The organism is Rubrobacter sp. M3-4 (assembly GCF_059772285.1).
The window spans coordinates 115,522-138,148 of record NZ_JCBAJP010000005.1 but is presented as its reverse complement, the minus strand read 5'-3'; the positions used below and the strand labels follow the sequence as shown (position 1 = coordinate 138,148).

Sequence of the window (22,627 nt, the reverse complement as noted above, 5' to 3'; positions counted from 1 at the left end):
TATACTTGGGGGCATGCAGGCGGAGAGCGGGGCCGGAAAGTTCGCGCGGCTGCTGGGGGAGGCATTCAGCCAGGCTTCGCAGGCCGGGCTGCGCTTCCACGCCGGAGGTGCGAACCTCGAGTGGGAAAGCTTCCGTCTCGAGGAGGAACCCGACGGAGGAGGTGGAAGCCGCACGCTCGACGCCTTCGAGCACGATCCCGTCGTCGCCCGCGATCCCGGAGAGCCCGCTCAAACGAGCAGGTTCGAGTACTTCCTCGACGGCGTGCAGAGGACCGAGGAGATCGGGCGGGTCGGTATGGTGCCGGTCGTCGTGACCACGGTGGCGGCCGGGATCGCGCGCCGCGAGGGCCGGAGGCTGAGAAATTTCCCGGTGGAGGGCGTACCTCGGGTTTTGCGGGCCGTGATCCTGCCCGTGAGCGGCGGGGACGAGAGGATCCAGGTGCTCGGCGAGACCCTTCGGGAGAGCGGGCTCCCGCTCGTCGATTCCGACGCCGGGGCGATCTCCTCGGGGGAGGAGATGCTCCTCGTGGACTCCGTGCTGCACGGTGAGACGGACCCGGCCGACTACCCGGCGCTCAAGGGCCGGGCCTACCGCAGGGCGAACGCGTTGCGCGGGGCGCTCGAGGCCGAGCTCCTGCGCCGGTGGGCCGAGATGGAGACGGGTGACGGCTGGATCGCGGTCGACGGACAGCTGCCGCTCCCGGTGGCGAACGCCGCCGGGCTGGTCAAGGGGGCCAGGAGGCTCTTCTTCGGCGGGGAGGAGGCGCGGATGCTCCTCGAGCTGGAGGAAGGGATGAGGACGACGGCCTTCGTCCCCCCCTGGCGGAAGGAGAGGGTCGAGGCCGGGAGGGAGGAGGAGGAGCGGGCCTCCTGGTACGTCAGGCTGCACCCGGCCTACGCCTCCGGGGAGGGGGCGGACGCCACCGCCGGGCTGGTACGGGTCGAGACGGTCGTGCCGAGCCCCTCCGGGGAGAAGAGCACCGACGTCTTCGACGAGGTGAGCCGCTGGCTGCTCGCCGAGCGGGCCCCGCTCGCAAAACCCGACCCCCGCTGGCACTCGATGATCTACCCGATCGCCCACGTCGAGCGGTTGCTCAAGCCCCTGCTCGAGGAGGGCAGGCGCGCCCGGTACAGGCTCGAACGCGAGATCGCGGCTCTCGAGGGAGGACGAGGATGATACACCCGGAGTTCATAGACCAGAGATCCGGCCCGGTGGGTCGCGTGGTGACCAGCGAGGAGTACCCGGCCACGGCCCACGAGTTCTACTTCTGGACGGCCGAGACCGAGGCGGCCCGCCGTCTGGACATCGGGCACATCGTCGCGGCCGAGAGCGAGGACGCCACGGCCATCGCCGTCCTCGACGACCCCCGGCGCTACTCAGACCTCGAGAGCTTCCTCGACGACTTCTACGCCTACGACGGCGACCCGGCGCTGGAGGCGCTCTCCGAGCGGGTCGAGATCCTGGTGTGGTGCGCCCGCGTCCTCGACACCTGCCACCGCGATCCGGGCCGGAAGAGCCGGCGGCCGGTCAGGAGCGGCCCGGTCTACTTCGCCACCCGCCGGGCGATAGAGTTCGCCCTGGGGGTGGAGGATTTCTCCGGCAGGAGGATCCCGCTGCTTTTGCACGAGAACGGCAACGAGGTCGACGGGGACCCGCAGCGCACCCCGCTGTACGTCGACGAGGACTACCTGCTCGGGCCCGAGGCCGGCCACCTCAACATCACCGGCATGAGCGGGCTCTCCACCAAGACCAGCCACGCCCTCTTCACCATCGCGAGCATCTTCCAGAACGTCCCCGACAAGAAGGTCGCCGCCCTGATGTTCAACGTCAAAGGCGCGGACCTGCTGTTCCTGGACAAGCCGGTCGAGCCCCCGCAGGATGCCCCGGATCTCGCCGCCCGCTACGAGCAGGCCGGTCAGGGGGGCCTGAGCGAGGAAGAGCGCCGGATGTACCGGGCGCTCGGGCTCGAGGAGAGGCCCTTCGAGAATTTCAGGGTCTTCGCCCCGCTGCGCTACGGGGTTCGTGGTGAGGTGGGAACCCTGGACGCCGCCTCCGTCTCCGCCGGCGAGCTCAACACGCTGCGCAACACCCCGGCGGAGAGCGGGTGCGTATACCCGATCGTCTGGGAGCTCGGGGACGTCCTGCCCTACGCCGGCAGGATCTTCGACCCCGCAGATTACGACGACAAGTTCCGCGGCTTCGTCGAGGAGCTCAAGGCCCGCGATATAAGGACCATGGCGGACTACGAGGGCCTCATGCGCGAGATAGAAGACTACGTCCAGGACGCCGAGGACGACGGCAAGACCGTCTCAGCCTGGCACGGACACCACCTCGCGACGATCCGCAAGGCGTACAACCGCTTCAGCGGCCTGCCGAGCAAGTGCGCGGGGCTCCTGGTGCACGGGAGGGTCGACTACGGCGGGCTGCCGCGGGTGGAGGCCCCCTTCGAGGACAGGGAGATGCGGGTGGTGGACATCTCCCAGCTCTCCGGGGTGCCGCAGGATCTGATCGTCACCAGCGTCATCGGGCGTATCTGGGAGATGGCCGAGCAGGGGAAGCTGGGGGTGGACAAGCTGATCATCTTCGTCGACGAGCTCAACAAGTACGCGCCCTCCGGCGCGAAGAGCTCCCCGCTCAAGGAGACGCTCGTGGATATCTCGGCCCGCGGGCGGCACCTGAACCTGACGCTCTTCGGGGCGCAGCAGTTTCGCAGCAAGGTCGACGACGAGGTCGTCGGCAACGCCGCGACGAGCCTCTACGGCAGGATCGGGGACGAGGAGATCACGAACGCCAGCTACCGCTCGTTCTCCCAGACGACCCGCGAGGAGCTGCTCTCGCTCGAGAAGGGGCGCCTGCTGCTGCGCCACGCCCACTACGCCGTTCCGGTCTTCGGGCGTTTCCCGCGCCCGCCGGTTCTGATGGGCCGGCAGGGGACGGACATCTTCGGCTCCCGGAACCTCGACATAGCCGAGGAGGTGCAGGCCACGATCCGCAGCCTCGGGCACACCCCGCCCTCCCTGCCGGAGGTGCGGGCGCTGGTGGAGGGGGTGCCGAAGGAGAAGGTGATCGAGGAGCTGAACAGGGTGAGGGCGTCTTTTCGCAACGGGATGCGGGGGGACCCGTACCGGGTCCTGAAGAGGGAGCTCGGGGGCGGGGCCCGCAGATACGACGGGAGGGGCTCGCGCATCCTGCGCGGGATAGACCGTCTGGAGGGCTGAACCCTGGTGCGCATAGCCCACGTCTCGGACACCCACCTGGGGTACAGCCGCTACGCGAAGCTCTGCCCCAAGACCCACCGCAACCAGCGGGAGGTCGACGCCAGCGACGCCTACCGCCGGGCCGTCGACGCGATCCTGGAGCGGGACGTGGACCTCGTCGTCCACTCCGGGGACGTCTTCGACACCATCCGGCCCGCGACGCACGTCATCGTGGACTTCCTCCGGGAGTCGCACCGCATCCTGAGGGAGGACATACCCTACGTCGGGATCGCCGGCAACCACGAGACCCCCCGCCTGCGCTCGACGACGGCGGCGCTGGCCTACGCCAACCTGCTCGGGGCGGACTTCGCCTACGGCTTCGAGCCGGATAAAGTCCGGCTCGAGGCCGGGGGGGCCACGGTCTGCGTGACCCTGCTCCCGCACGGGGCGGTCGCCGACCGCGACCTCGTGGTGAACCCCGACGGGGAGGCCGACCTGAACATCCTGGTCACCCACGGCACCGTGCCCGGGCTCGAGATCCAGGGGCACGAGCTCGGCCAGGTCGACCTGCCGGAGGGCGTGCTCGACTTGGGCTTCGACTACGTCGCGCTCGGCCACTACCACGGTTTCGGCCGGCACGGGAAGGCCTCCTGCTACGCCGGGGCGACCGAGCGCTTCAGCTTCGCCGAGGTGGACTTCGAGCCGGGCTTCGCGCTCGTGGAGATCTCCGGGGACGGGCTCGAGATCGAACACGTCCCGATCGCGGCCCGCCCCATGATCGACCTGCCCGCGATAGACGCCCGCGGGATGGACGGCGCGGACCTCACGGAGGCGATCCGGGAGCGGGTCTCGCGGGAGGAGCTGGACGGGGCGATCGTCCGCCTGAAGGTGACCGGAGCCGCGTCCGGGATAGGCGGCGAGGTGGACCGGGCCCTCCTGCGCGAGCTGCGGGGGCGCTGCCTGAACTTCAGCCTCGAGGTGAGCGGGGCGGAGGCGGGCGCCGGGGGAGCGGAGGAGGCGCCCTCCTCCGCGACCTTCGGCCCGCTCGAGGAGGAGTTCGAGGGCTTCGTGCGCGCCCGGCGTGAGAACGGGGAGATGGACGAAGGCTTCGCGCAGGACTTCCTGCGCCGTGGGCTCGGGTATCTGCAGCGGGCCGGGGAGGAAGAGAGGGGAGGAGCGGCGTGATCCTGCAGAGGCTCTACCTGGAGAACTACAAGCAGTTCCGCGAGCCGCTCGAGCTCGAGCCCCCCGAGGGGGCCATCGGCGTCGTCGGGGCCAACGGCGCGGGGAAGACCACGATCTTCGAGGCCATCCTCTGGGCTTTCTTCGGCCCGAGGGCCGGCCGGGACCGGTTCAGGAACGAACTCATCCCCTGGAGCGGTGGGTCCACGCGGGACAGGAGCGTCGTGCGGGTGACGCTGGACGCCGACGGCGACTCGTTCACCGTCGAGCGGTCGCTGAGGAGCGGAAGGGCGGAAGCCCACGTCCTCGGTACCTCGGGGGAGGAGCTCGTCGGGGGACCGGAGGAGGTCACCCGATGGGTGAGGGAGAACCTGCTCGGGATGGACCTTCCGGCCTTCGAGGCCACCTTCTTCGCCCGCCAGAAGGAGCTCGAGTTCTTCTCCGGGATCACCGGCGTCGCCCGGCAGCGGGAGGTGGCGAGGCTGCTCGGGATAAGCCGGGTGGAGCGGGCCCGGGAGCTGCTCAACGAGGACTTGAAGGCCGCCCGGCAGCGGGCCGAGGTGCTCGCAGGACGCCTGGACGAGGGAGCGTACCGGGAGCTCGTCTCCCGGCGCGAGGAGCTCCTGCGTCGCCGCGAGGAGCTCGAAGAGGCACGCGAAGGGGCCGCGAGACGCGTCGAGGGATGCAGGGAAGAGCTCGACTCCGCCCGTTCGGAGCGGGAGCGGCTCGAGGGGCTCTACCGGGAGCACACCCGCCTCTCCTCGGCGCTGCAGGCGGCCCTCTCGGAGCGGGAGTCGGCCGGGGAGAGGGGGCGGGACCTGGAGGGCCGGCTGGCCAGGCTCGCGGAGGAGGAGCGCGAGGTCCGCCGGCTCGAGCCGGAGCTGGGGCGGCTGCCGGAGGTGGAGCGGGACCTCGCGCGGCTCGAAGAGGCGCGCAGAAAAGCTGAGAAGCGCGAGCAGCTGCGGGGAGATCTCGCCCGCGCCCGCCGGCGGGCCGCGGAGGCCCTCGATCGGATCTCGGCCCTGATCGAAGACCTCGACGTGCCCGGCGAACCCGTTCCCGGCTGGCGAGAGCTCGTGGGGATGTCCGAGGCGTCCCGGCAGGCCGAGGCGGCGCTGGACCTCCTGCGGCGGGAGGTCCCCGAGGCCGCACGCTCGGCGGAGGAGCACCTGAGGAACCTCGAGGACCTCGCGGAAGGACACGCCGCGGTCGAGGAGGCCGCCGCGGAGCTGCGCGGGATGGAAGCGGCGGCCGCGGAGGAGCGGGCCCGCCTCGCGGCCCTCGAGGAGCGCCTGCACGAGGTCTCCGGTGGTGAGGACCTGGAGGCGGCCGTCGGGAGGCTGCGGGAGGAGCAGGGGGCGCTCGAACGGGAGGCCTCTTCTCTCGAGGGCTCGGCGCGGGCCGACGAGCGGCAGGCTCGCAACCTGAAGCGGGCCGCGGAGATCGTCGAGGAGGCCGGGGCGGAGGGAGAGTGCCCGACCTGTCACCGGGGCTTCGAGGGGGAGGACGAGTACCAGGAGGTGCTCGGAACGCTGGAGGACGAGGTGGAGGGCTTCCTGAGGAGGGCCCGTGAGACCCTGGCGCGGGCCGGGGAGCTGAGGGAGAGGGCACAGGAGTGTGACCGGAGGCTACGAGAGCTCGAGGGGCGTCTCGCGCGCTGGCGCTCGCTGCGGGAGGATCACCTGAAACTCTCGGCCGCCCTGGAGCGCAGGCTCGAAGAGATCTCACGCCGGAGCACCGAGCTCGAGGAACGGCGCTCCCTCCTCGCCGGTCCCCCGCCCGATGCCGGGGAGGTTCGTCGTGCGGAGGAGCGCGTGTCGTGGCTCGAGCGCTTCCGCGGCTCCCGAGCCCTCCTCGAGGGCTTCGTCGAGAGCTTCCTCGAGTACCGGGCGGAGGCGGAACGGATCGAGTCGGAACTCGAAGGGCTCGCCGGGGTCTCCTACGAGCCCGCCGAGCGTGACCGGCTCGCCCGCGAGAAGGCGAGGCTCGAGGAGATCCGGGGGACCGTCGCTGCGATGCGGCGGCGCATCGCCGAACGCGAGGAGCTGGAACGGAGGCTCGAAGGGGCGCGCGCGGCCGCGGAGGAGTCCGAGGGGAGGGCGCGAGAACTGCGGGGTCGGCTCGAGGAGCTCGGCTTCGACGAGGAGGCCTACGCGGCCGCCGGGCGGAAGCTGAGGCTCGCCGAGGCGCGCCTCGAGGAGGAGAGGGGTAGGGCGCAGGAGCTCGAGCGGGAGTGGATGCGCCTGGAGAACGCGCTCGAGGCGGCGGAGCGTGAGATCTCCCGCCACGAGCGGGAGCGGAAGGAGGCCGACGAGCAGGCCGCGCTCGCCTCCCGTCTCAGGCGCATGAACGAGCTCTTCAAGGATTTCTACGCCCGGCTCGGCGGCCGGGCCCGACCCGCCCTGCAGGCCGAGACCAGCGAGATGGTCCGCACGCTCACCGACGGACGCTACGAGCGGGTCGAGTTCGACGAGGACTACGGCATCCTGCTCTTCGACGGGCTCTCGGACGCCTACGGGATAGAGAGGTTCTCGGGCGGGGAGGCGGACATAGTGAGCCTGGCGGCGCGCGTGGCGCTTTCGAAGATGATCTCCGCCCGCAGCTCGGGGTACGCGCCGGGGTTCATCGTCCTCGACGAGGTATTCGGATCCCTCGACGGCGAGCGGCGCAACAACGTGCTTTTGGCGCTCGATCGTCTGAAGCGCACCTTCGGGCAGGTCTTCATCATCTCCCACGTGGGGGACATACAGGAGTCGGCCCTGCTGGACGAGCTCTGGCTCGTGAGCGAGGACGAAGAGAACAAGAGCACCGTCCAGCGCGTTGAGCTCCCCCGCCCGGCCTCCGCGTACTCCGGTGCGGACGTTCCCGGGCGGCCGTGATCCCCGCGTGACCCCGGAGGTCGCTCAGGCGGGGCTCCCGGTTCGCACCAGCAGGGTGTGCGCGCTTGCGGCGTCAAGGTCGGTTATGGTCGTGTGCACCCGGCCCCTGCCGGAGGCGATCGAGACCTGGAAGCCGGCGAGGCGGGCCCGGCGCTGGAGAGGGTTCTGTACCACGCTGCGCGATTGCAGACATCGCAGGGGGATGATGGTGGTCGTCCGGGAGAGCCGGCGGGTACGCAGGACGAGCCGGTCCCCGGAGATGGCCCATCCCGTGTCGCGGTGGCGTAGCAGGCCGTAGAGGAGGGCCGGCGGGACGACGAGCACCGGGAGTAAACCCGGGGGCCCGGCGTCGGCGAGGGTGGTGAACAGGAGGATCAGGGCGGCGGCGAGCGCGGCGGCCGGGAGGGCGGAGCGGATCGCGTAGCGGCGTCGCGCCCGGGCGGGGGGACGGTGCAGGACGGGGTCGGCGGCGAACTCGGGTACGACGGCGAGGAGCAACTCGTGGGCGCGGGTGCGCGGGAGCAGAGGGAACAAAGTCGTCGAGACGCCCGCGTCCTTGCCGTAGCCCGCGCTCTCCACGCGCAGCGTCACCAGGCCGAGGGGCTGGCGCAGGACGCCCTCGACGATGCGGACGGCCTGTATGCGGGAGACGGGGAGCGTCGCCTCGTTGCGTTCGAGCAGGCCGCGCCTTATGTGTAACATCCCCCCCTCTCGCGAGAGGGTGAAGCCAGCGTAGGCCAGGACCGTGCCCCCGATGGAGAGCAGCCAGGCGAGCAGCCCGGCGGCGAGTGCCAGCGATGCCCAGCCCACCGCCGAGTGGGGGGCGAACCTCTCGGCCAGACGGAGCGTCAGGTCTTGCGGGAGGAAGTTGTCCGCCGCCTGCCAGGCGGCCCCGATGAGCGAGAGAGCGATCCCGATCTGACCGGAGGTGGCCCCGGCGAGGAGCAGATCCCCGGTCGAGAGCCGCCGCAGGGTCTTGTCCGGGGGCCTCCTGCCTTCGCCCGCCGTACCGGGGCCTTCGAGCTCCCTGCGCAGCGCTTCGGCCGCCTCCCGATTCAGGGCCGGAAGGACGGCCTCGGGGGAGCGCGAACCACCCCCTGCCGTCTCCACGCGCACCTCCACGACGCCGAAGAGCCTCTGCAGCACGCCCTGCACCACGTCCACGGACTGTATGCGCTCCAGCGGGATCGTCCGCTGCTTCCTGCTCAGCACCCCCCGGTGCAGCACGAACGATCCCTCCGCGATCCAGTAGGAGGTCGTCCGCCAGTAAAGCACCCCCCAGACGGCCGAACCCGAGATCAGGAGTGCGACCCCCGCCGCGACGACCACATGCACCGGAAGACCATTGCTCGCCAGCGCCGCGACGCCACCGCCCAGCAGCACGCCGAGCCAGTGGCGTGTGATCTGCACGGCCTCGAAGAGCACCGCCACCGGGTGCAGACGGCGTGCGTTCTCAGAGGACATCGTGGGTCTGCGCCAGGGCGGAGATGTTCTCTCTCAGCTCGTCGGCCACCGACACGGCGAGCTGAGGAATCTCTTCGGAGCCCGCTGCGGTGTAGATCTCCACGGTCGCGAGCCCGAAGCGGCGTTGCAGCGGGCCGCTTTTAGTGTCCACGTGCTGGACGCGCGAGAGCGGGACCAGCGTACGCCTCCGCCAGAGCACGCCGCGCTCCAGGTCTACCTCCTCCCCGCGGACTTCGTAGCGCCAGCGGTGCCAGCGGGCGGGTGGGAGCACCGTGACGAGCACGAGCGCGAGCGCGGCGGCGGCCACGCCCGGCGAGAAGGCCAGCCAGGGAGGAAGCTGCGCCCTCTCCAGCAACGCCCAGCTGCCGCCCCCGCCCGCCGCCAGCACGGGTGGGGAGAACAGCGTGCCGTGCACACGCCAGAGGGTCCTGGCCTTAGGATCGAGCCTCCGGCAGGGTCCCTCGCTCACCCCGCCGTGACGGCCGGGCGGCCTCTGAGGTCCTTCGCCGCCAGCTGACCGCAGGCCGCGTCGATGTCCGCCCCGCGGCTCGGCCGGAGGGTGGCCGAGAGCCCGAGCTCGCGCACCATCCCGAGAAACCCGCGGGCGTCTTTGCGGGAGGTCGCGCTGAAGCCCGTATCCGTCCAGTTGAAGCGAAGAAGATTCAGATGATATAGCGGATGGTCGAGCAGCGTGGCGAGCGCCTCGGCGTGGCGGGGCTGGTCGTTGACGCCGGCGAGCAGGGTGTACTCGAAGAAGAGCTTGCGGTGGGTCCTCTCGACGTAGTAGCGGGCCGCGGACATCACCTCGGAGATCGAATGCCGCGAGGCGACCGGCATGAGCCGGCGGCGCTCCTCCTCGAAGGGTGTGTGCAGCGAGATCGCCAGGTGGAACTGCTCCGGCTCGTCGGCGAAGCGTCGGATCCTGTCCACCAGCCCGCTGGTGGAGGCTGCGATGTGGCGCGCCGAGAGGTTGAAGCCGTCCGGATCGTTGAGGACCCTCAGGGCCAGGATCATCTGGCGGTAGTTGAGGAACGGCTCGCCCATCCCCATCACCACCACGTTCGAGACGCGCTCGGGGGCGATGTCCCGGGTGACGACGAAGACCTGCTCGGCTATCTCGCGCGCCTTCAGGTTGCGCTTTATCCCCAGGAGCCCCGTGGCGCAGAACGCGCAGCCCATCGGGCAGCCGATCTGGGTCGAGATGCACACCGTGCGGCGGTCCTTCTCCGGGATCATGACCGTCTCGATGCGGTGGTCGTCATGGGTCCGGAAGAGGTACTTGCGGGTTCCGTCCTTCGAGCGCGCGATCCTGAGCAGCTCGAGCGTGGCCGCCGGGGCCTTCTCGTTGAGCTCGGCGCGCAGGCCTTTCGGCAGGACGGTGCACTCTTCCCAGTCGCGCACGAAAGAGACGCAGAGCGCCCGGTAGGCCTGCGAGAGCCGGTAGGAGGGCTCCCCGCGGGCCTCGAGGACTCCGTGTACGTCCGGGAGGAGGTCGCGCGCCAGCATGGGACGATTGTAACCGCGATCTCGCCGGGGTAAAGGGAACCTTCCGGCTGTAGAATTCTGGTGCACATGAGCATCCTCGACGTCCTCATAGTGGTCATCGCCCTCCTGGGAGCGCTCCGGGGGGCACGCACCGGCTTTCTCGCCGGGGCGTTCTCGCTCGCCGGCATGGTCGTCGGGGCCGCGGTGGGTTCGCGGATCGCTCCGTTGCTCCTGCCGCGGGACGGCAACCCCGTCTCCGGGGTCGCGATCACGCTGGTCGGCATCGTGGCGTTCGCGATCCTCGGTGACGTGATCGCCCGAACGATCGGCGGCGCGCTCAGATCCCGGCTCAAGGGACCCATATCGGGGGCCCTGGACGGGCTCGGGGGGGCGGCGCTCGGGCTCGCCCTGGCGCTGACCCTGATCTGGGTGGCGGGGACCTTCGCCATGAAGGCGCCGCCTTTCACCGGGCTGGGCTCGCTCGCCAGAGACTCCCGGATCCTCCAGGCTCTCGACCAGAGGATGCCGACCGGGCTCATCACCCGCGCCGTCGCCCAGCTCGACCCGCTCCCCCAGATACAGGGTCCCAGCGCCGACGTCCCGACGCCGACCCGCAGGATACTCGAAGACCCCGAGGTGCTGGCCGCGCGCTCGAGCGTGGTGCGCGTGACCGGTGTGGCCTGCGGCTACGGCATCGAAGGTACCGGTTGGGTCGCCGCCCCCAACACCATCGTCACCAACGCCCACGTCGTCGCCGGGGAGAGCTTCACCCGCGTGCAGCCGGGGGGCGTGGGCCCGATGATGCCCGCCCGGGTCGTCCTCTTCGACCCGAGGAACGACATCGCGATCCTGAAGGTGCACCACCTCGGGATGCGCCCGCTCCCGCTCGGCGTGCCCGAGGCCGGCGAGCCGGTCGCCGTCATAGGGTTCCCGGACAACGGACCACTCGACGTCCAGCCCGGGCGCACCGGCGAGACCCAGCAGGTGATCTCCACCAACGCCTACGGTCGGGGCCCGGTGGAGCGTACCGTGACCAGCTTCCGCGTCTTCGTCCGGCCCGGCAACTCCGGCGGGCCGGCCGTGGACGGCGGTGGAAGGGTCGTCGCCACCATCTTCGCCAGCCGCGCCGACTCCGACCACGCCGGTTACGGCATACCAACCCAGGTCGTGGAACGCTACCTCTCCCTCGCCGCAGGACGCACGGCCCCCGTGAGCACCGGCTCCTGTACCAAGTAGTTACCCGCGGGAGGTCTCTTCCCGGATGATCTTCTCCAGCGTCAGCCGGCTGCGGTCGAGCTCGGCCTCGACCCGCGAGAGTCGGGCGATCGAAGCCTCTCCCAACCGCCCCCGCTCGACCTCGCGGGAGACCGCCTGAGCCGCCTCTTCTATCGCCGTGACCGCGCTCTCCAGCGCGAGGATTTCTTCTCTTTCGGACATCGTGGCGATATGTTACCAGCCACCAGCAGCCTCCCAGGTGATTGACACATCTTTCACCCTGAACTACACTGCAACGAATAAATTGAATATTCAATCAAGAAGAGGATCGTTTGGTGGCGAGTAAGCGAGGAGAGCCGGGAAGGCGGGAGCAGATCCTGGAGGCGGCGTTCGAAGAGTTTGCGGCCAAAGGGTTCAACGGGGCCACGATCAAGGACATTGCGGAGGCTGCCGGGGTGAACTCTCCGGCTTTGATCTACTGGTATTTCCCGGACAAGGAGGCGCTCTTCAGGGAGGTTTTGAGTTCGCGGATTCCGGTGTTGCGCGCGGTGCGGGAGCCGGCAAAACTGTTGGAGCGTCCGCCGGAGGAGGTGCTGCCGCTGATAGCCAGAAGGTACCTCTCGACCTTCGACGATCCGACGGTCCAGAAGATGGCGCGGCTGCTGGTGGGCGAGGCCATGAGACGGCCTGAGATCGCCGAGATCTTCGGCAACGCCGTCATAAAGAGGATACTCGGGTTTCTGAAGAGCTACATGGCGCATCAGGTCGAGCTTGGAAGGCTCCGTCCGCACGACGTCCGCTCCAGCGCGCGGGCCTTCATCGGGATGCTGCTCCCGCAAGCAGGGGGCAAGCTTTTTTTGCCGGCCATCACAGAGGATGGGCTCACCGACGACGAGCACGTGGAAAACGCGGTCGGGGTGCTCCTGGAGGGGCTCAGACTGGAAGAGGAATAACGATGTACGCCATAGAGGTGGAGGGGCTCGTAAAACGCTACGGGGGGGTCGAAGCGCTCGGGGGCGTGGACCTGGCCGTCCCCGAGGGAGCCGTCTTCGGGCTCGTCGGCCCCAACGGTGCGGGGAAGACCACGCTCATAAAGGCGCTGGTGGGTTCCCTGCGGCCCACCGGGGGACGGACGCGGGTGCTCGGGCTCGACCCGCTGGAGGAGAGACGCGAGCTGCGGCGCAGCATCGGCTACATGCCCCAGACCCCTTCCCTCTACGACGACCTCTCCGCCGAGGAGAACGTCGTGTTCTTCGCAGCGGCCCACGGCGTGTCCGATCCAAGGCGGAGAGCCGCGGAGGTGCTGGAGTTCACCGACCTGTCCCGACGCGCGAGGGACCCCGTGTACACGCTCTCCGGCGGGATGCAGCGGCGGGTCTCCCTGGCCTGCGCGCTCGTTCATCGGCCGCGGGTCCTCTTCCTCGACGAGCCGACGGCGGCGGTGGACCCCCGGCTCAGGAGCCGGTTCTGGGAGACCTTCAGGGAGCTCGCCGGGGGAGGCGCCACACTGTTCATCAGCACGCACCTGATGGACGAGGCGATGCTCTGCGACCGCGTCGCGATACTGCGGCGGGGCCGGATCGTCACTTCGGAGACGCCGCGCGGCATCCTGCGCATGGGAAAGACCCACCTTCGCATCAGAAGAGAAGGTGGGGAAGAAGAGAAGACCATAGGCGGGCGTCCCGAAGATCTCGCGGCGGCGTTGAAGGATTACGGGCTCGCACCCGACGTCGCCGCCGTGGAGGTCGAGAGCGACTCGCTCGAGACGGTGGTGCTCTCGCTCATCGAGGAGGGGGGAGAAGGATGAAGCTCACCATGGTCGTCGCCGGGCGAGTGGTCAGGCAGCTCCTGCGCAACCGCAGGTTCGTCGCCCTCTCCATCGCCGCACCGCTCGTGATCGTCTACCTCCTCAAACTGTTCTTCGACACTTTGCCGCCCGGCTTCGACGTCGCCCGCTACGCGGTGCCGGTGGCGGCGTTCATAGTCCACTTCCTCGCCTTTCTGCTCTGCGCCATCGCGCTGGTGCAGGAACGGACGGCGGGGACCATGGAGCGTATGCTCGTGAACGGGTTTCGCAGGGCCGAGATCATCGGCGGCTACGTGGTCGGTTACCTGGGGCTGGCCACCCTGCAGGCGCTGGCGGCACTCACCGAGGTGATATGGCTCTTCGGACTCGACTACGGTACCGGCACCCTCCTTACGCTCTTCGTCGTGATCTGGCTCCTCGCGCTGGCCTCGGTGATGCTCGGGATCTTCGTCTCCACCTTCGCCCGCCGCGAGAGCCAGGTCCTCCCCTTCATCCCGCTCATCATACTCCCCTCGGTCTTCCTCTCGGGATTGCTCGTCGACGTGGGGAAGCTGCCCACATGGGCAGACTGGCTCGGACACCTCTTCCCCCTGTTCTGGGCGAACGACGTGATCCAGAAGGTCATCTCCCCGAGCGGCTCGCTCGAGCACGCGTGGGGAAGCCTCGCCGTGCTCGTCGGCTACGGCGCCGTCCTGCTGCTCTTCGCTTCCTTCACCCTCCGGGATCCCGAATGATCCACGTGCGTGATATTCGTCCCACACACGAGTAGAATCGAAGAGGACGAAAAGCTATCATGAAGCGATATCATAGGCCGTTACGTATGTGTTGTGAACGTTTTCATTTGCGAGGTGGAGGCGGAGAGATAGATTGCGGGGATGTAGAGAGGGAGACCACCTTGGCGTGATCAGCGTCGGTTCTCGCGTCCTGGAAAGCTAGGGAGCAGGGGTTCTATGTACAAGGAGATCTACGTTCCGGTAGACAACTCGGACTACTCCAACCAGGCGTGCGTCATCGGGGTGGAGGTGGCGCGCCGTTTCGGCGGGCGGGTCGCCGGCTGCCACGCCTACGCCGCCAGGATGCACGACGTGCGCTTCAGGCAGATGGAGAGCGGGCTCCCGGAGGAGTTCCGCGACGAGGACGAGATGAAGCGCCAGCGCAAGATCCACGACCAGCTCATCACCAAGGGGTTGGAGATCATAACCGACTCCTACATCGACGTGCTGGAGCCTTTGTGCGAGCGGTACGGGGTGGAGCTCGTGCGGCGTTCGCTGGAGGGCAAGAACTTCAAGGTCATCGTCGAGGACGTCAACTCCGGCGACTACGACCTGGTGGTGATGGGCGCGATGGGCATGGCCGCCGTCAAGGACACCGTCCTCGGTTCGGTGACCGAGCGGGTGGTCAGGCGTCTGAAGAAGGCGGATTGTCTGATCGTCAAGGACCTCGACCGCAACCCCTTCGAGCACATCGTGGTCACGATAGACGGCTCGGCGAAGTCGCTCGGGGGCCTCAAGAGAGCGATAGACCTGGCGCGGGCCTTCGACGGGGAGGTCGAGGCGATAGCCGTCTTCGACCCGTACTTCCACTACGCGATGTTCCACTCCATCGCGGGCGTGCTCTCGACCAAGGCGCAGAAGGTCTTCCGCTTCAAGGAGCAGGAGAAGCTGCACGAGGAGATCATCGACTCCGGGCTCGCCAAGATCTACACGGCCCATCTGGAGGTCGCCCGCAAGATAGCAGCCGACGAGGGCGTGGATCTCAAGACGACGCTCCTTGCGGGTAAGCCCTTCGAGCAGACGCTCAAGTACGTCAAAGAGGTCAACCCGACGCTGGTCGTGATGGGGCGCATCGGCTACCACTCCGACGAGGACATGGACATCGGGTCCAACTCGGAGAACATGATGCGCTATTTGCCGACCAACGTGCTGGTGGGCAACTACGAGTACCAGGCGCCTGACCTCTACACCGCCGCCGAGCACATGACCTGGACCAAAGAGGCGCTGGCCCGGATGGACCGGGTCCCGGGCTTCGTCGTCGGGATGGCCACCGGCGCCGTCCTGCGCTACGCGATCGAGAAGGGCTATACGGTCATCACAGAGAGCGTCATAGACGAGGTGATCGAGAACATCCTCCCGCCGGGGGCGATGGAGAGCATGCACGCCATCGGCGACCAGATCCGCGAGCGGGAGGCCGCGGGCGAGGAGGCCCCGATAGACTCCCTCTTCCAGGACTTCGACGAGCGCACGAAGCAGAACGGCTCCTCCTCGAACGGTCACGGGAAGAACGGCTCCTCCGAGAAGGAGGAGATCCTCTCCTCCGGCCGCGGCGGCTTCGGCAAGGCCGAGGACCAGGGGGACCTCGTCGGGGTCTCCGAGGAGGTGCAGGAGGAGATCCGGCGGGCCGCGCAGGGCAAGGACCGCTACGAGTGCGACGTGTGCCACTACATCGCGAAGGGCAAGCCCGCCCGCTGCCCGGTCTGCGGGTCCGACCCGACCCACTTCCACCCGGTCGACGCCGAGATCGCGCGGGCCGCGGAGGGTGAGAACCTCAACCGCTCCGGGGTCTACGACGGGCGCGAGCTGCACTGGACCGACGACGCCAAAGCCTTCCTCGATTCTCTGGAGGAGTGGCAGGAGAAGCGCCGGGTCAAGGCCCGGGTGGAGAAGAGCGCGCTCAAGAAGGGCTACACCACGATAACCCGCGAGTACGCCGAGCAGTGCTACCGGGAGGAGACCGGGCGCGAGGCACCCGAGCCGAAGGCGAGCGGCTGCCCGGTGCACCACGCCAGGGAGAAGGTCGAGCGCGAGAGCGGTGGGAAGTGTCCGATCGACCACCGGGCCTTCAAGGAGGCCGGGAAGCTGGTCCCGGAGGGCGGCTCGAAGGAGTTCACCTGGACCGAGGAGGCCGTCGAGCGCCTGGAGCGGGCGCCGAAGGGCTTCATGCGCAACATCTCGCGCAACATGACCGAGAAGCTCGCCCGCGAGCGCGGCACGAACCACATAGACCTCGCGCTGGTCGAGGACGCGCTCTCCGGGGCCCGGAACACGATGGAGGACGTGATCACGGGCAAGATCTCCATCGCCGAGCTCGCCCGCGACACCGGCGAGAAGATAGAGGCTCCGGACGGCGGCGCGCCGCACCCGGTCGCGACCGTGACCATGGTCTGCACCGTCTGCGGCGAGGAGATGGAGGGTGTCGCGCCGCCCGAGGAGTGCCCGGTCTGCGGCGCGCCGCCGGAGGACTTCGAAGAGAAGAGCTGAAGACGGTTTTCAGATCTGTCGGCGGGAGCCCCGGTCTTGCTCTCCGATTCGGGCCGGGGCTTCCGTGTGAGGAAGAAGCGCGATGGCGAAGACGCACAGGGTAACCTTCAAGAAGAGCGGCATCACCATAGAGTGCTCCGAGGATGAGTACATCCTCGAGAAGGCCGAGGAGAACGGGTTAGACCTCCCCTACGACTGCAGGAGCGGCACCTGCACCACCTGCATGCAGATGTGCCTCGAGGGGGAGATAGACCAGGAGCTTGCGTTTGCGATCTCCGACGAGGAGCTTGCGGAGGGATATCGTCTGATCTGCATCGGCAGCCCCCTCTCCGACGTCGTGCTCGACGCCTGAGGGGCTCGTGCGGGGGAGGGATCCCTACGCTCCCTTCGAGCTCCGGCTAAAGAAGGACGCCCCTCCCTCCGATAATATCGAGATGATCACATCTTATCTGATAGGTGGAGGGCGAGGCCGGGAGGTGGGGGTGAAAGTTCCCCCCGGGCGGCCTGGCGAGGAGACGCTGGTGGAGGAGATCTCCGGCCAGGCGCATCAGATAGGGCAGTTTCTGAGGTGGCTCGTGCCGCTCGTCCTCGCCTTCGGCCTGCTGGAGGTGGGGGCCTCCGCCGCTTTTCGGGATCTCGGCTCCGGGGTGGCCGGCGTCACGCTGTTCGCCTACGGGCTCTCGCTGGAGGTGGCGCGCAGGTGGGCCAGGAGGAGCGAGCGGGCGAACGCCGCGATCGCGATCGTCTGCTGCGGCTTCCTTCTGGCCTGCATCGTGGTCGCCTTCGCACAGCCCTTCCTGATAACCGTCATCATCCTCGCCCCGCTGCTCGCCGTCGGCGTGGCGCTGCCCTACGCGAGCGGAAAGATGCTGCGCTACCTGCTCGTGATCTCCTGGATGGTCTCCGTCGTCATCGCCGTCCTCGGCGAGATCTCACCCTCCGCCTCCCGGCTTCCCGGCTGGTACGCCGCGCCTTTCCACGTGGCCTCCCTCGCCGCGGCGGTCGCGGTCGTGCTGCTTTTGCTCTGGCAGTTCAGGAGCCGTCTGGTCGGGGCGCTGGTACAGGCCCGACTCGCCGAGGAGAGGGCCCTCTACGACGCCGCACACGATCCCCTCACCGCGCTGCCCAACCGCGTCCTCTTCTCGGAGAGGCTCGAAGAGGCGCTCGAGCGGGCACGTGGGGCCGATGGACATCCCTTCGCCGTGCTCTTCCTCGACCTCGACCGGTTCAAGAACGTCAACGACTCACTCGGGCACGCGGTGGGGGACGGGATGCTCGTCGAGGTGGCGAGGCGGCTCGAGGCCAGCGTCGGTCCGGATGACACCGTCGCCAGGATCGGCGGGGACGAGTTCACCGTGCTGGTCGAGAGCGCCCGGGACACACGTGGGGTTCTCGAGGTGGCGGAGAGGCTGCAGAAAGCCCTGTCCCATCCCTTCCACGTACGGGGACACGAGCTCTATACCACCGCGAGCATCGGGGTCATCCCGGACTCTCGCGGGTACGAAAGCCCGGAAGATTTGCTGCGCGACGCGGATACGGCGATGTACCAGGCCAAGCGGGAAGGCAAGGCCCGCTACGAGGTGTTCACCGGTGAGATGCGCGAGCGGGTGCTCGAGACCCTGAGGCTCGAGAACGACCTCAGGCGGGCGGTGGAGCGGGGGGAGTTCTACGTCCGCTACCAGCCGATAGTCTCGCTCAGGAGCGGGGCCGTGGTCGGCTTCGAGGCGCTCGCCAGGTGGAGGCACCCGGAACGAGGCGAGGTCTCCCCGGCGAAGTTCATCCCGCTCGCGGAGGAGACCGGTCTGATCTCCCGGATAAGCGACGCGGTGTTGCGGGAGGCCTGCCGGGACGCGAAGACTTGGCTGGAGAGGTTCCCGGAGCACCGCCCGCTCACCGTGAGCGTGAACCTCTCCGCGGTGCAGCTCTCGCAGCCCTCCCTCGCCGCTCAGGTGGCCGAGGCTCTCTCCGAGAGCGGGCTGGAGAGCCATCACCTCCGGCTGGAGGTCACCGAGAGCGCCATAATGCTCGGCGCCGAGCCCGCCGCACGCTCTCTGCGTAAGCTGGGGGCCAGGATCCACATAGACGACTTCGGCACCGGCTACTCCTCGCTCGGGGTTCTGCAGCGCCTCCCCGCGGACGCGCTCAAGATAGACCGCGCCTTCGTGGAGAACGTGGGCTCGGCGGACGGCGCGCAGATCGTACAGACCATCACCACCCTCGCGCACAGCCTGGGGATGGACGTCATAGCCGAGGGGGTCGAGACCGGGGAGCAGCTGGAGAGGTTGCGCCGGGCAGGCTGCGACTACGCGCAGGGGTTCTTCTTCTCGAAACCGGTGGACGCTATGGAGGCTGAGAGGATCCTCGCTCACTCGCTGCGGTAGCGCTCTGAGCCGAGCGACCAGTCGAGGACGCCGCGCATGCGGGCCTCGAGCGAGACGACGTAGCGCCGCAGGATCTCGTCCACGGCGGGTCCGAAAGAGGGCAGGGTACGTGAGGTCTCAACGAAGACCTCCACCTCCGCATCGTGCATCCGGGCCGCCTCCCACAACGCCCGCTGCAGGGAGAGACCACGCTCGGCCTGGAGCACCGGGATCAGGTTGTTCACCTCGCCGGCGGCGAGCTCCTTCTTCAGGGAGATGATGTCGTTGGCCCAGCAGGTGACGTTGTGCGAGGCCGAAGTGAGCCGCCTCACCGCCGCGTGCTCGCGCACCTCTGAAGGGAGGTGGTGGCCGCGGACGATCTCGACGAGTTCGGTGACGATCGAGAGCCCGCCGGTGAGCGGGCGCATCCTGACGTACGCCTCGAGGGAGGGGGCAACTCCCCTGGCCCGGTTCGAGGCCTCCCAGAGCGTCGCCTCGAGGTGCTCCCTGACGGCCCGGACCAGCCGCCGCATCCAGACGCCGGGCAGAGAGTTGGTGCGCAGGTAGCCGAGGGTCCTCTCCCGCAGGTCGCGCAGGGCGTGGGCGAGCGGCTCGTCTTCCTCCCCGGGCTCGGCGCCCTCGAGCACGTCCAGCAACCTGCCATCCGCGGACGAGAGCCTGCGGGGATCACGGCCTGCAGGGGAGGCGTCCCCCTTGTCGTCGCGCAGGAACAGCCAGGCGTACCAGTCGGAGACGAAGCGCAGATCCTCGGCGGCGAGCTCGGGATGGTTGCGGGCGGCGAGGTGTCCGAGCCCCGTCGCGTCGAAGAGAGCCAGAGATTTCTCGTCCGGCAGCAGCCCGAACGTCCTCACCCACCCCGAAGTGCCGCGCTGGGCGGTTTCGGCGTGCTCGTTCATCCGGGGCGGGAAGGGGTAGTCCAGTGGTGGGACGTGGAGGGTCGCCGCTGGTCTCGTCTTCATCTGTTCTCCTTTGCCGGGAGTTCTCTCCAGGCAAGCATGTTCACACTTCGTCCCGCCACCCGCAAGGATCTCTCAGCGCTCCCTCAGCAGATCGGGGGAAGATATAGAATCGTGTCTTACGAGGCGAGGAGGTGGAAGAGCATGAAGCCAGGTACCAGGGTTCTCATAGTCGAGGATGATCGATCGATCTCCCGCTTTCTGGAGCTGGAGCTCGAGCATCGGGGGCTCTCGGTGAGGTGTGTCTACGACGGGCCCTCGGCGCTCGAGGTGCTGGAGAGCTTCCGGCCCGAGATCCTCGTGCTGGACATCATGCTGCCCGGCCTCGACGGGGTGGGGGTCCTCAAGCGCATCAGGGAACGCGGGGAGAAGCTGCCCGTCATCATGCTCACCGCCCGCGACAGCACCCAGGACAAGGTGCACAGCCTCGACTACGGGGCGGACGACTACCTGACGAAGCCCTTCGAGGTGGAGGAGCTGCTGGCGAGGATGCGGGCTTTGTTGAGGCGGGTGGAGGGTGAGGAGGTCTTGCGGGTAGGAGACCTCGAGATAAACCGCTCCACGCGGGAGGTGAGGCGGGGGGAGAGGAAGATAGACCTCACGGCGCGGGAGTACGAGCTGCTCGAGTTCATGGCGCAGAACCCGAGGCGGGTACTCTCGCGGGACCTTTTGCTCTCGCGGGTGTGGGAGCAGGACTTCGCGCTCTCGACGAACGTGGTCGACGTGTACGTGGGGTATCTGAGGCGGAAGATAGACGTGGAGGGGGAGAAGAAGCTGATCCACACCATAAGGGGCGTGGGGTACGCGCTCCGGGAGGAGCGGTAGGCCTTGCCGATCCGCTGGCGTCTTACGCTCTTCAACGCGCTGGCGATCGGTGTGATCCTGCTCGTGCTCGGCATCGGGTTGTACGTCCTGGTGCGCGACACGCTGCTCTCCAACACCGAGAACACGGTCCGGCAGGCGGCGGTCTCGGTGGCGAAGACCATCCGCTCGGGGGGCACCCTGGAGGAGAGCAACCGCGAGAGGCTCACCCTGGAGGGGGTCTTCGTCGTGGTGCGCGACGGACAGGGCAAGGTGGTCGGCGAGACGCTCCGACTCGGCGTCCAGGGAGGCTCCCGCGACGGCGTCTGGAAGCAGGCGGCCAGGAGCGGGAAACCGGCCTCGGGCACCGCGAACCTCTCCAACCAGGCCCCGGACTACGTCTACGCCGTCCCGGTGCGGCTGAAGGGCAGCGGTGCTCTGCGCATCGTCGAGGCGGGAAAGCCCTACCAGGGTGCGCAGGAGACTCTGGAGGACTTCTCCGCCGTGCTCGCCGCCGGGATCGGGGCGGCTTTCCTGCTCTCGATCGCCGGCGCGTACATCCTGGCCCGCGCCGCGCTCAAGCCGGTCGACAGGGTCGTGGTCGCCGCCCGCGAGATGGGGGAGGGGGATCTCGCCAAGAGGCTGCCGGTGGCGAACCCCAAAGACGAGATAGGACGCCTCACCACCACGATAAACGCCCTGCTCGCCCGGCTGGAGGCCGCGTTCGCCCGCCGGGAAGAGGCCCTCGCCCGCCAGCGGCGCTTCGCCGCCGACGCGAGCCACGAGCTCAGGACTCCCCTCACCTCCATAAGCGGCTACGCCCGGATGCTCGATGAGTGGGCGCTCAAGGACCCCGAGACCGCGCGGGAGGCGGTGCGCGCGATCCGCGAGGAGTCCGGCAGGATGCGCTCGCTCGTCGAGTCGCTGCTCGCCCTCACCCGCGGCGACGAGGGTGCTCCACTCAACCTCGGGCGGCACGACCTCGCCTCCATCGCCTCCGAAGCCACCGACGCCGCCCGCGCCTCCGCGCAGGGCAAGGTGGAGGTCGAGTTTCGTCCCCCACAGGGGCCGGTCGAGGCGAACTGCGACCGGGAGCGTATCCTGCAGGCCGCCTCCATCCTGCTCGACAACGCCGTCAAGTACACCCCGGAGGGCGGCCGGATCTCCGTGGAGGTGGGCCGCCGGGGCGGATCCCCCTTCCTCTCCGTCACGGATACCGGCATCGGCATCCCCGAGGACGAGCTGCCCATGATCTTCGAGCGCTTCCACCGGGTGGACCCCTCGCGCGGCGCCGGAGGGGCCGGGCTCGGCCTCTCCATAGCCCGGCAGATCGCCGAGACCCACGGCGGCACCATAGAGGTGGAGAGCCGGGTCGGCGAAGGCTCCACCTTCACCCTCCTGCTCCCCGAGGACCTCCCTTCGGGTGGCGGAACGCGGGCCGATCTTCTCTGAGGTGGTAGTCTCAAAAGATTCTTACGGACTATTCATCCGACTCTCACCCTCTGCTCAGCACCCTCTCATCCCCCGGGCGAATACTTGAGCGTACACGACAGCAGAGAAAGGAGAGGAAGATGTAGGCAAGCAGCCAGAACGTCGGGACACGAAACCAGAAGACCCTCAGAAACAGGAGGATGACGAACGAGATGGACAGGAAGAAGCTCCTTGCGGCGATGGCCGTACCGGCGGTACTGGCGCTCGGTGGGGGCACCGCCCTCGCCCAGGCCACCCACAACACCAGCGCCGCTTCCAGCGGTCAGGTCTCCGCGGCTCAGCAGCAGGCTCACCAGGAGAACACCAAGGCCGACCCCGACAACGTGCAGCAGGGTGACCAGAAGGGCCCGGATGGGATAGAGCATGCCGGGGAGAAGGCCGAATCCGGTGAGGTGAAGGGGCCCGACAGGGACAACCTGCAGCAGGGACCCGGGCAGCAGCTCCAGCAGGGTGACCAGAGCGCTCCGGATACCGCCGGAAGCAGCGGAAAGTAAGACCTCTATCTCGGTGG

19 protein-coding genes are annotated in these 22,627 nt (G+C 68.6%); 14 read left to right on the top strand and 5 right to left on the bottom strand.

All coding sequences use genetic code 11. From position 1 onward, the window contains the following. The first annotated feature begins 13 nt into the window (after window positions 1-13). The 4 genes from AC6EKW_RS07565 to AC6EKW_RS07550 are packed head-to-tail and all read left to right on the top strand — an operon-like array spanning window position 14 to window position 7,259. Window positions 14-1,177 carry a hypothetical protein gene (locus tag AC6EKW_RS07565; protein WP_498514073.1) on the top strand — a complete coding sequence of 388 codons (1,164 nt, stop codon included), beginning with the start codon at window positions 14-16 and terminating at the stop codon, window positions 1,175-1,177. Continuing rightward, the gene (locus AC6EKW_RS07560; RefSeq protein ID WP_498514072.1) at window positions 1,174-3,219 is read left to right on the top strand and encodes an ATP-binding protein; all 2,046 of its coding nucleotides are present in this window, start codon (window positions 1,174-1,176) and stop codon (window positions 3,217-3,219) included. Before AC6EKW_RS07565 ends, AC6EKW_RS07560 begins: the two co-directional genes overlap by 4 nt. 6 nt (window positions 3,220-3,225) lie before the next feature. Beyond that, window positions 3,226-4,383 (top strand): metallophosphoesterase family protein, encoded by a 1,158-nt coding sequence (locus AC6EKW_RS07555; RefSeq protein WP_273888007.1) that lies wholly within the window; start codon window positions 3,226-3,228, stop codon window positions 4,381-4,383. After that, a complete protein-coding gene (locus tag AC6EKW_RS07550; RefSeq protein WP_498514071.1) occupies window positions 4,380-7,259 on the top strand; it encodes an AAA family ATPase in 2,880 nt (959 codons plus the stop codon). Before AC6EKW_RS07555 ends, AC6EKW_RS07550 begins: the two co-directional genes overlap by 4 nt. Window positions 7,260-7,283: 24 nt before the next feature. Here AC6EKW_RS07550 and AC6EKW_RS07545 read toward each other — a convergent pair whose 3' ends face one another. The 3 genes from AC6EKW_RS07545 to rlmN are packed head-to-tail and all read right to left on the bottom strand — an operon-like array spanning window position 7,284 to window position 10,229. Beyond that, a complete protein-coding gene (locus tag AC6EKW_RS07545; protein WP_273888009.1) occupies window positions 7,284-8,723 on the bottom strand; it encodes a PH domain-containing protein in 1,440 nt (479 codons plus the stop codon). Continuing rightward, window positions 8,713-9,192, bottom strand: coding sequence for a PH domain-containing protein (locus AC6EKW_RS07540; RefSeq protein ID WP_273888010.1), 480 nt, complete (start codon window positions 9,190-9,192; stop codon window positions 8,713-8,715). The genes AC6EKW_RS07545 and AC6EKW_RS07540 overlap by 11 nt, the downstream gene beginning before the upstream one ends. Beyond that, window positions 9,189-10,229 carry a dual-specificity RNA methyltransferase RlmN gene (rlmN, locus tag AC6EKW_RS07535; RefSeq protein WP_273888011.1) on the bottom strand — a complete coding sequence of 347 codons (1,041 nt, stop codon included), beginning with the start codon at window positions 10,227-10,229 and terminating at the stop codon, window positions 9,189-9,191. The genes AC6EKW_RS07540 and rlmN overlap by 4 nt, the downstream gene beginning before the upstream one ends. A gap of 66 nt (window positions 10,230-10,295) precedes the next feature. Here rlmN and AC6EKW_RS07530 point away from each other — a divergent pair, with 66 nt between their 5' ends. After that, entirely contained in the window at window positions 10,296-11,444 is a 1,149-nt protein-coding gene (locus AC6EKW_RS07530) for a MarP family serine protease (protein WP_273888104.1), read from the top strand. Here AC6EKW_RS07530 and AC6EKW_RS07525 read toward each other — a convergent pair whose 3' ends face one another. Then, a complete protein-coding gene (locus AC6EKW_RS07525) occupies window positions 11,445-11,645 on the bottom strand; it encodes a hypothetical protein (RefSeq protein ID WP_273888012.1) in 201 nt (66 codons plus the stop codon). A 113-nt stretch (window positions 11,646-11,758) separates the two neighbouring features. On the opposite strand from AC6EKW_RS07525, the gene AC6EKW_RS07520 reads away from it, so the two are divergent. The 6 genes from AC6EKW_RS07520 to AC6EKW_RS07495 all read left to right on the top strand — a co-directional run bounded on the left by AC6EKW_RS07520 (window position 11,759) and on the right by AC6EKW_RS07495 (window position 18,868). Then, window positions 11,759-12,376: a TetR/AcrR family transcriptional regulator gene (locus AC6EKW_RS07520; RefSeq protein ID WP_273888013.1), complete on the top strand. Its 618-nt coding sequence runs from the start codon at window positions 11,759-11,761 to the stop codon at window positions 12,374-12,376. Between the two features lie 2 nt (window positions 12,377-12,378). Next, entirely contained in the window at window positions 12,379-13,230 is an 852-nt protein-coding gene (locus AC6EKW_RS07515) for an ABC transporter ATP-binding protein (protein ID WP_273888014.1), read from the top strand. After that, a complete protein-coding gene (locus AC6EKW_RS07510; RefSeq protein WP_273888015.1) occupies window positions 13,227-13,964 on the top strand; it encodes an ABC transporter permease in 738 nt (245 codons plus the stop codon). The genes AC6EKW_RS07515 and AC6EKW_RS07510 overlap by 4 nt, the downstream gene beginning before the upstream one ends. Window positions 13,965-14,180: 216 nt before the next feature. Next, on the top strand, window positions 14,181-16,487 hold the full coding sequence (locus tag AC6EKW_RS07505) for a universal stress protein (protein WP_273888016.1): 2,307 nt from the start codon (window positions 14,181-14,183) through the stop codon (window positions 16,485-16,487). An 82-nt stretch (window positions 16,488-16,569) separates the two neighbouring features. Next, entirely contained in the window at window positions 16,570-16,839 is a 270-nt protein-coding gene (locus AC6EKW_RS07500) for a 2Fe-2S iron-sulfur cluster-binding protein (RefSeq protein WP_273888017.1), read from the top strand. A 130-nt stretch (window positions 16,840-16,969) separates the two neighbouring features. Next, window positions 16,970-18,868, top strand: a complete 1,899-nt coding sequence (locus tag AC6EKW_RS07495) for a putative bifunctional diguanylate cyclase/phosphodiesterase (protein WP_273888018.1) — start codon at window positions 16,970-16,972, stop codon at window positions 18,866-18,868. On the opposite strand, the gene AC6EKW_RS07490 is transcribed toward AC6EKW_RS07495, so the two are convergent. Next, complete coding sequence (locus AC6EKW_RS07490; RefSeq protein WP_273888019.1) at window positions 18,853-19,827, bottom strand: terpene synthase family protein; 975 nt, start codon at window positions 19,825-19,827, stop codon at window positions 18,853-18,855. The genes AC6EKW_RS07495 and AC6EKW_RS07490 overlap by 16 nt on opposite strands. Before the next feature lie 141 nt (window positions 19,828-19,968). Between AC6EKW_RS07490 and AC6EKW_RS07485 the strand changes: the two genes are divergently transcribed. The 3 genes from AC6EKW_RS07485 to AC6EKW_RS07475 all read left to right on the top strand — a co-directional run bounded on the left by AC6EKW_RS07485 (window position 19,969) and on the right by AC6EKW_RS07475 (window position 22,610). Continuing rightward, window positions 19,969-20,649 (top strand): response regulator transcription factor, encoded by a 681-nt coding sequence (locus tag AC6EKW_RS07485; RefSeq protein WP_273888020.1) that lies wholly within the window; start codon window positions 19,969-19,971, stop codon window positions 20,647-20,649. A 3-nt stretch (window positions 20,650-20,652) separates the two neighbouring features. Beyond that, entirely contained in the window at window positions 20,653-22,077 is a 1,425-nt protein-coding gene (locus AC6EKW_RS07480) for a sensor histidine kinase (RefSeq protein ID WP_273888021.1), read from the top strand. 179 nt (window positions 22,078-22,256) lie between these two features. Next, the gene (locus tag AC6EKW_RS07475) at window positions 22,257-22,610 is read left to right on the top strand and encodes a hypothetical protein (protein ID WP_273888022.1); all 354 of its coding nucleotides are present in this window, start codon (window positions 22,257-22,259) and stop codon (window positions 22,608-22,610) included. Window positions 22,611-22,627 lie beyond the last annotated feature (17 nt).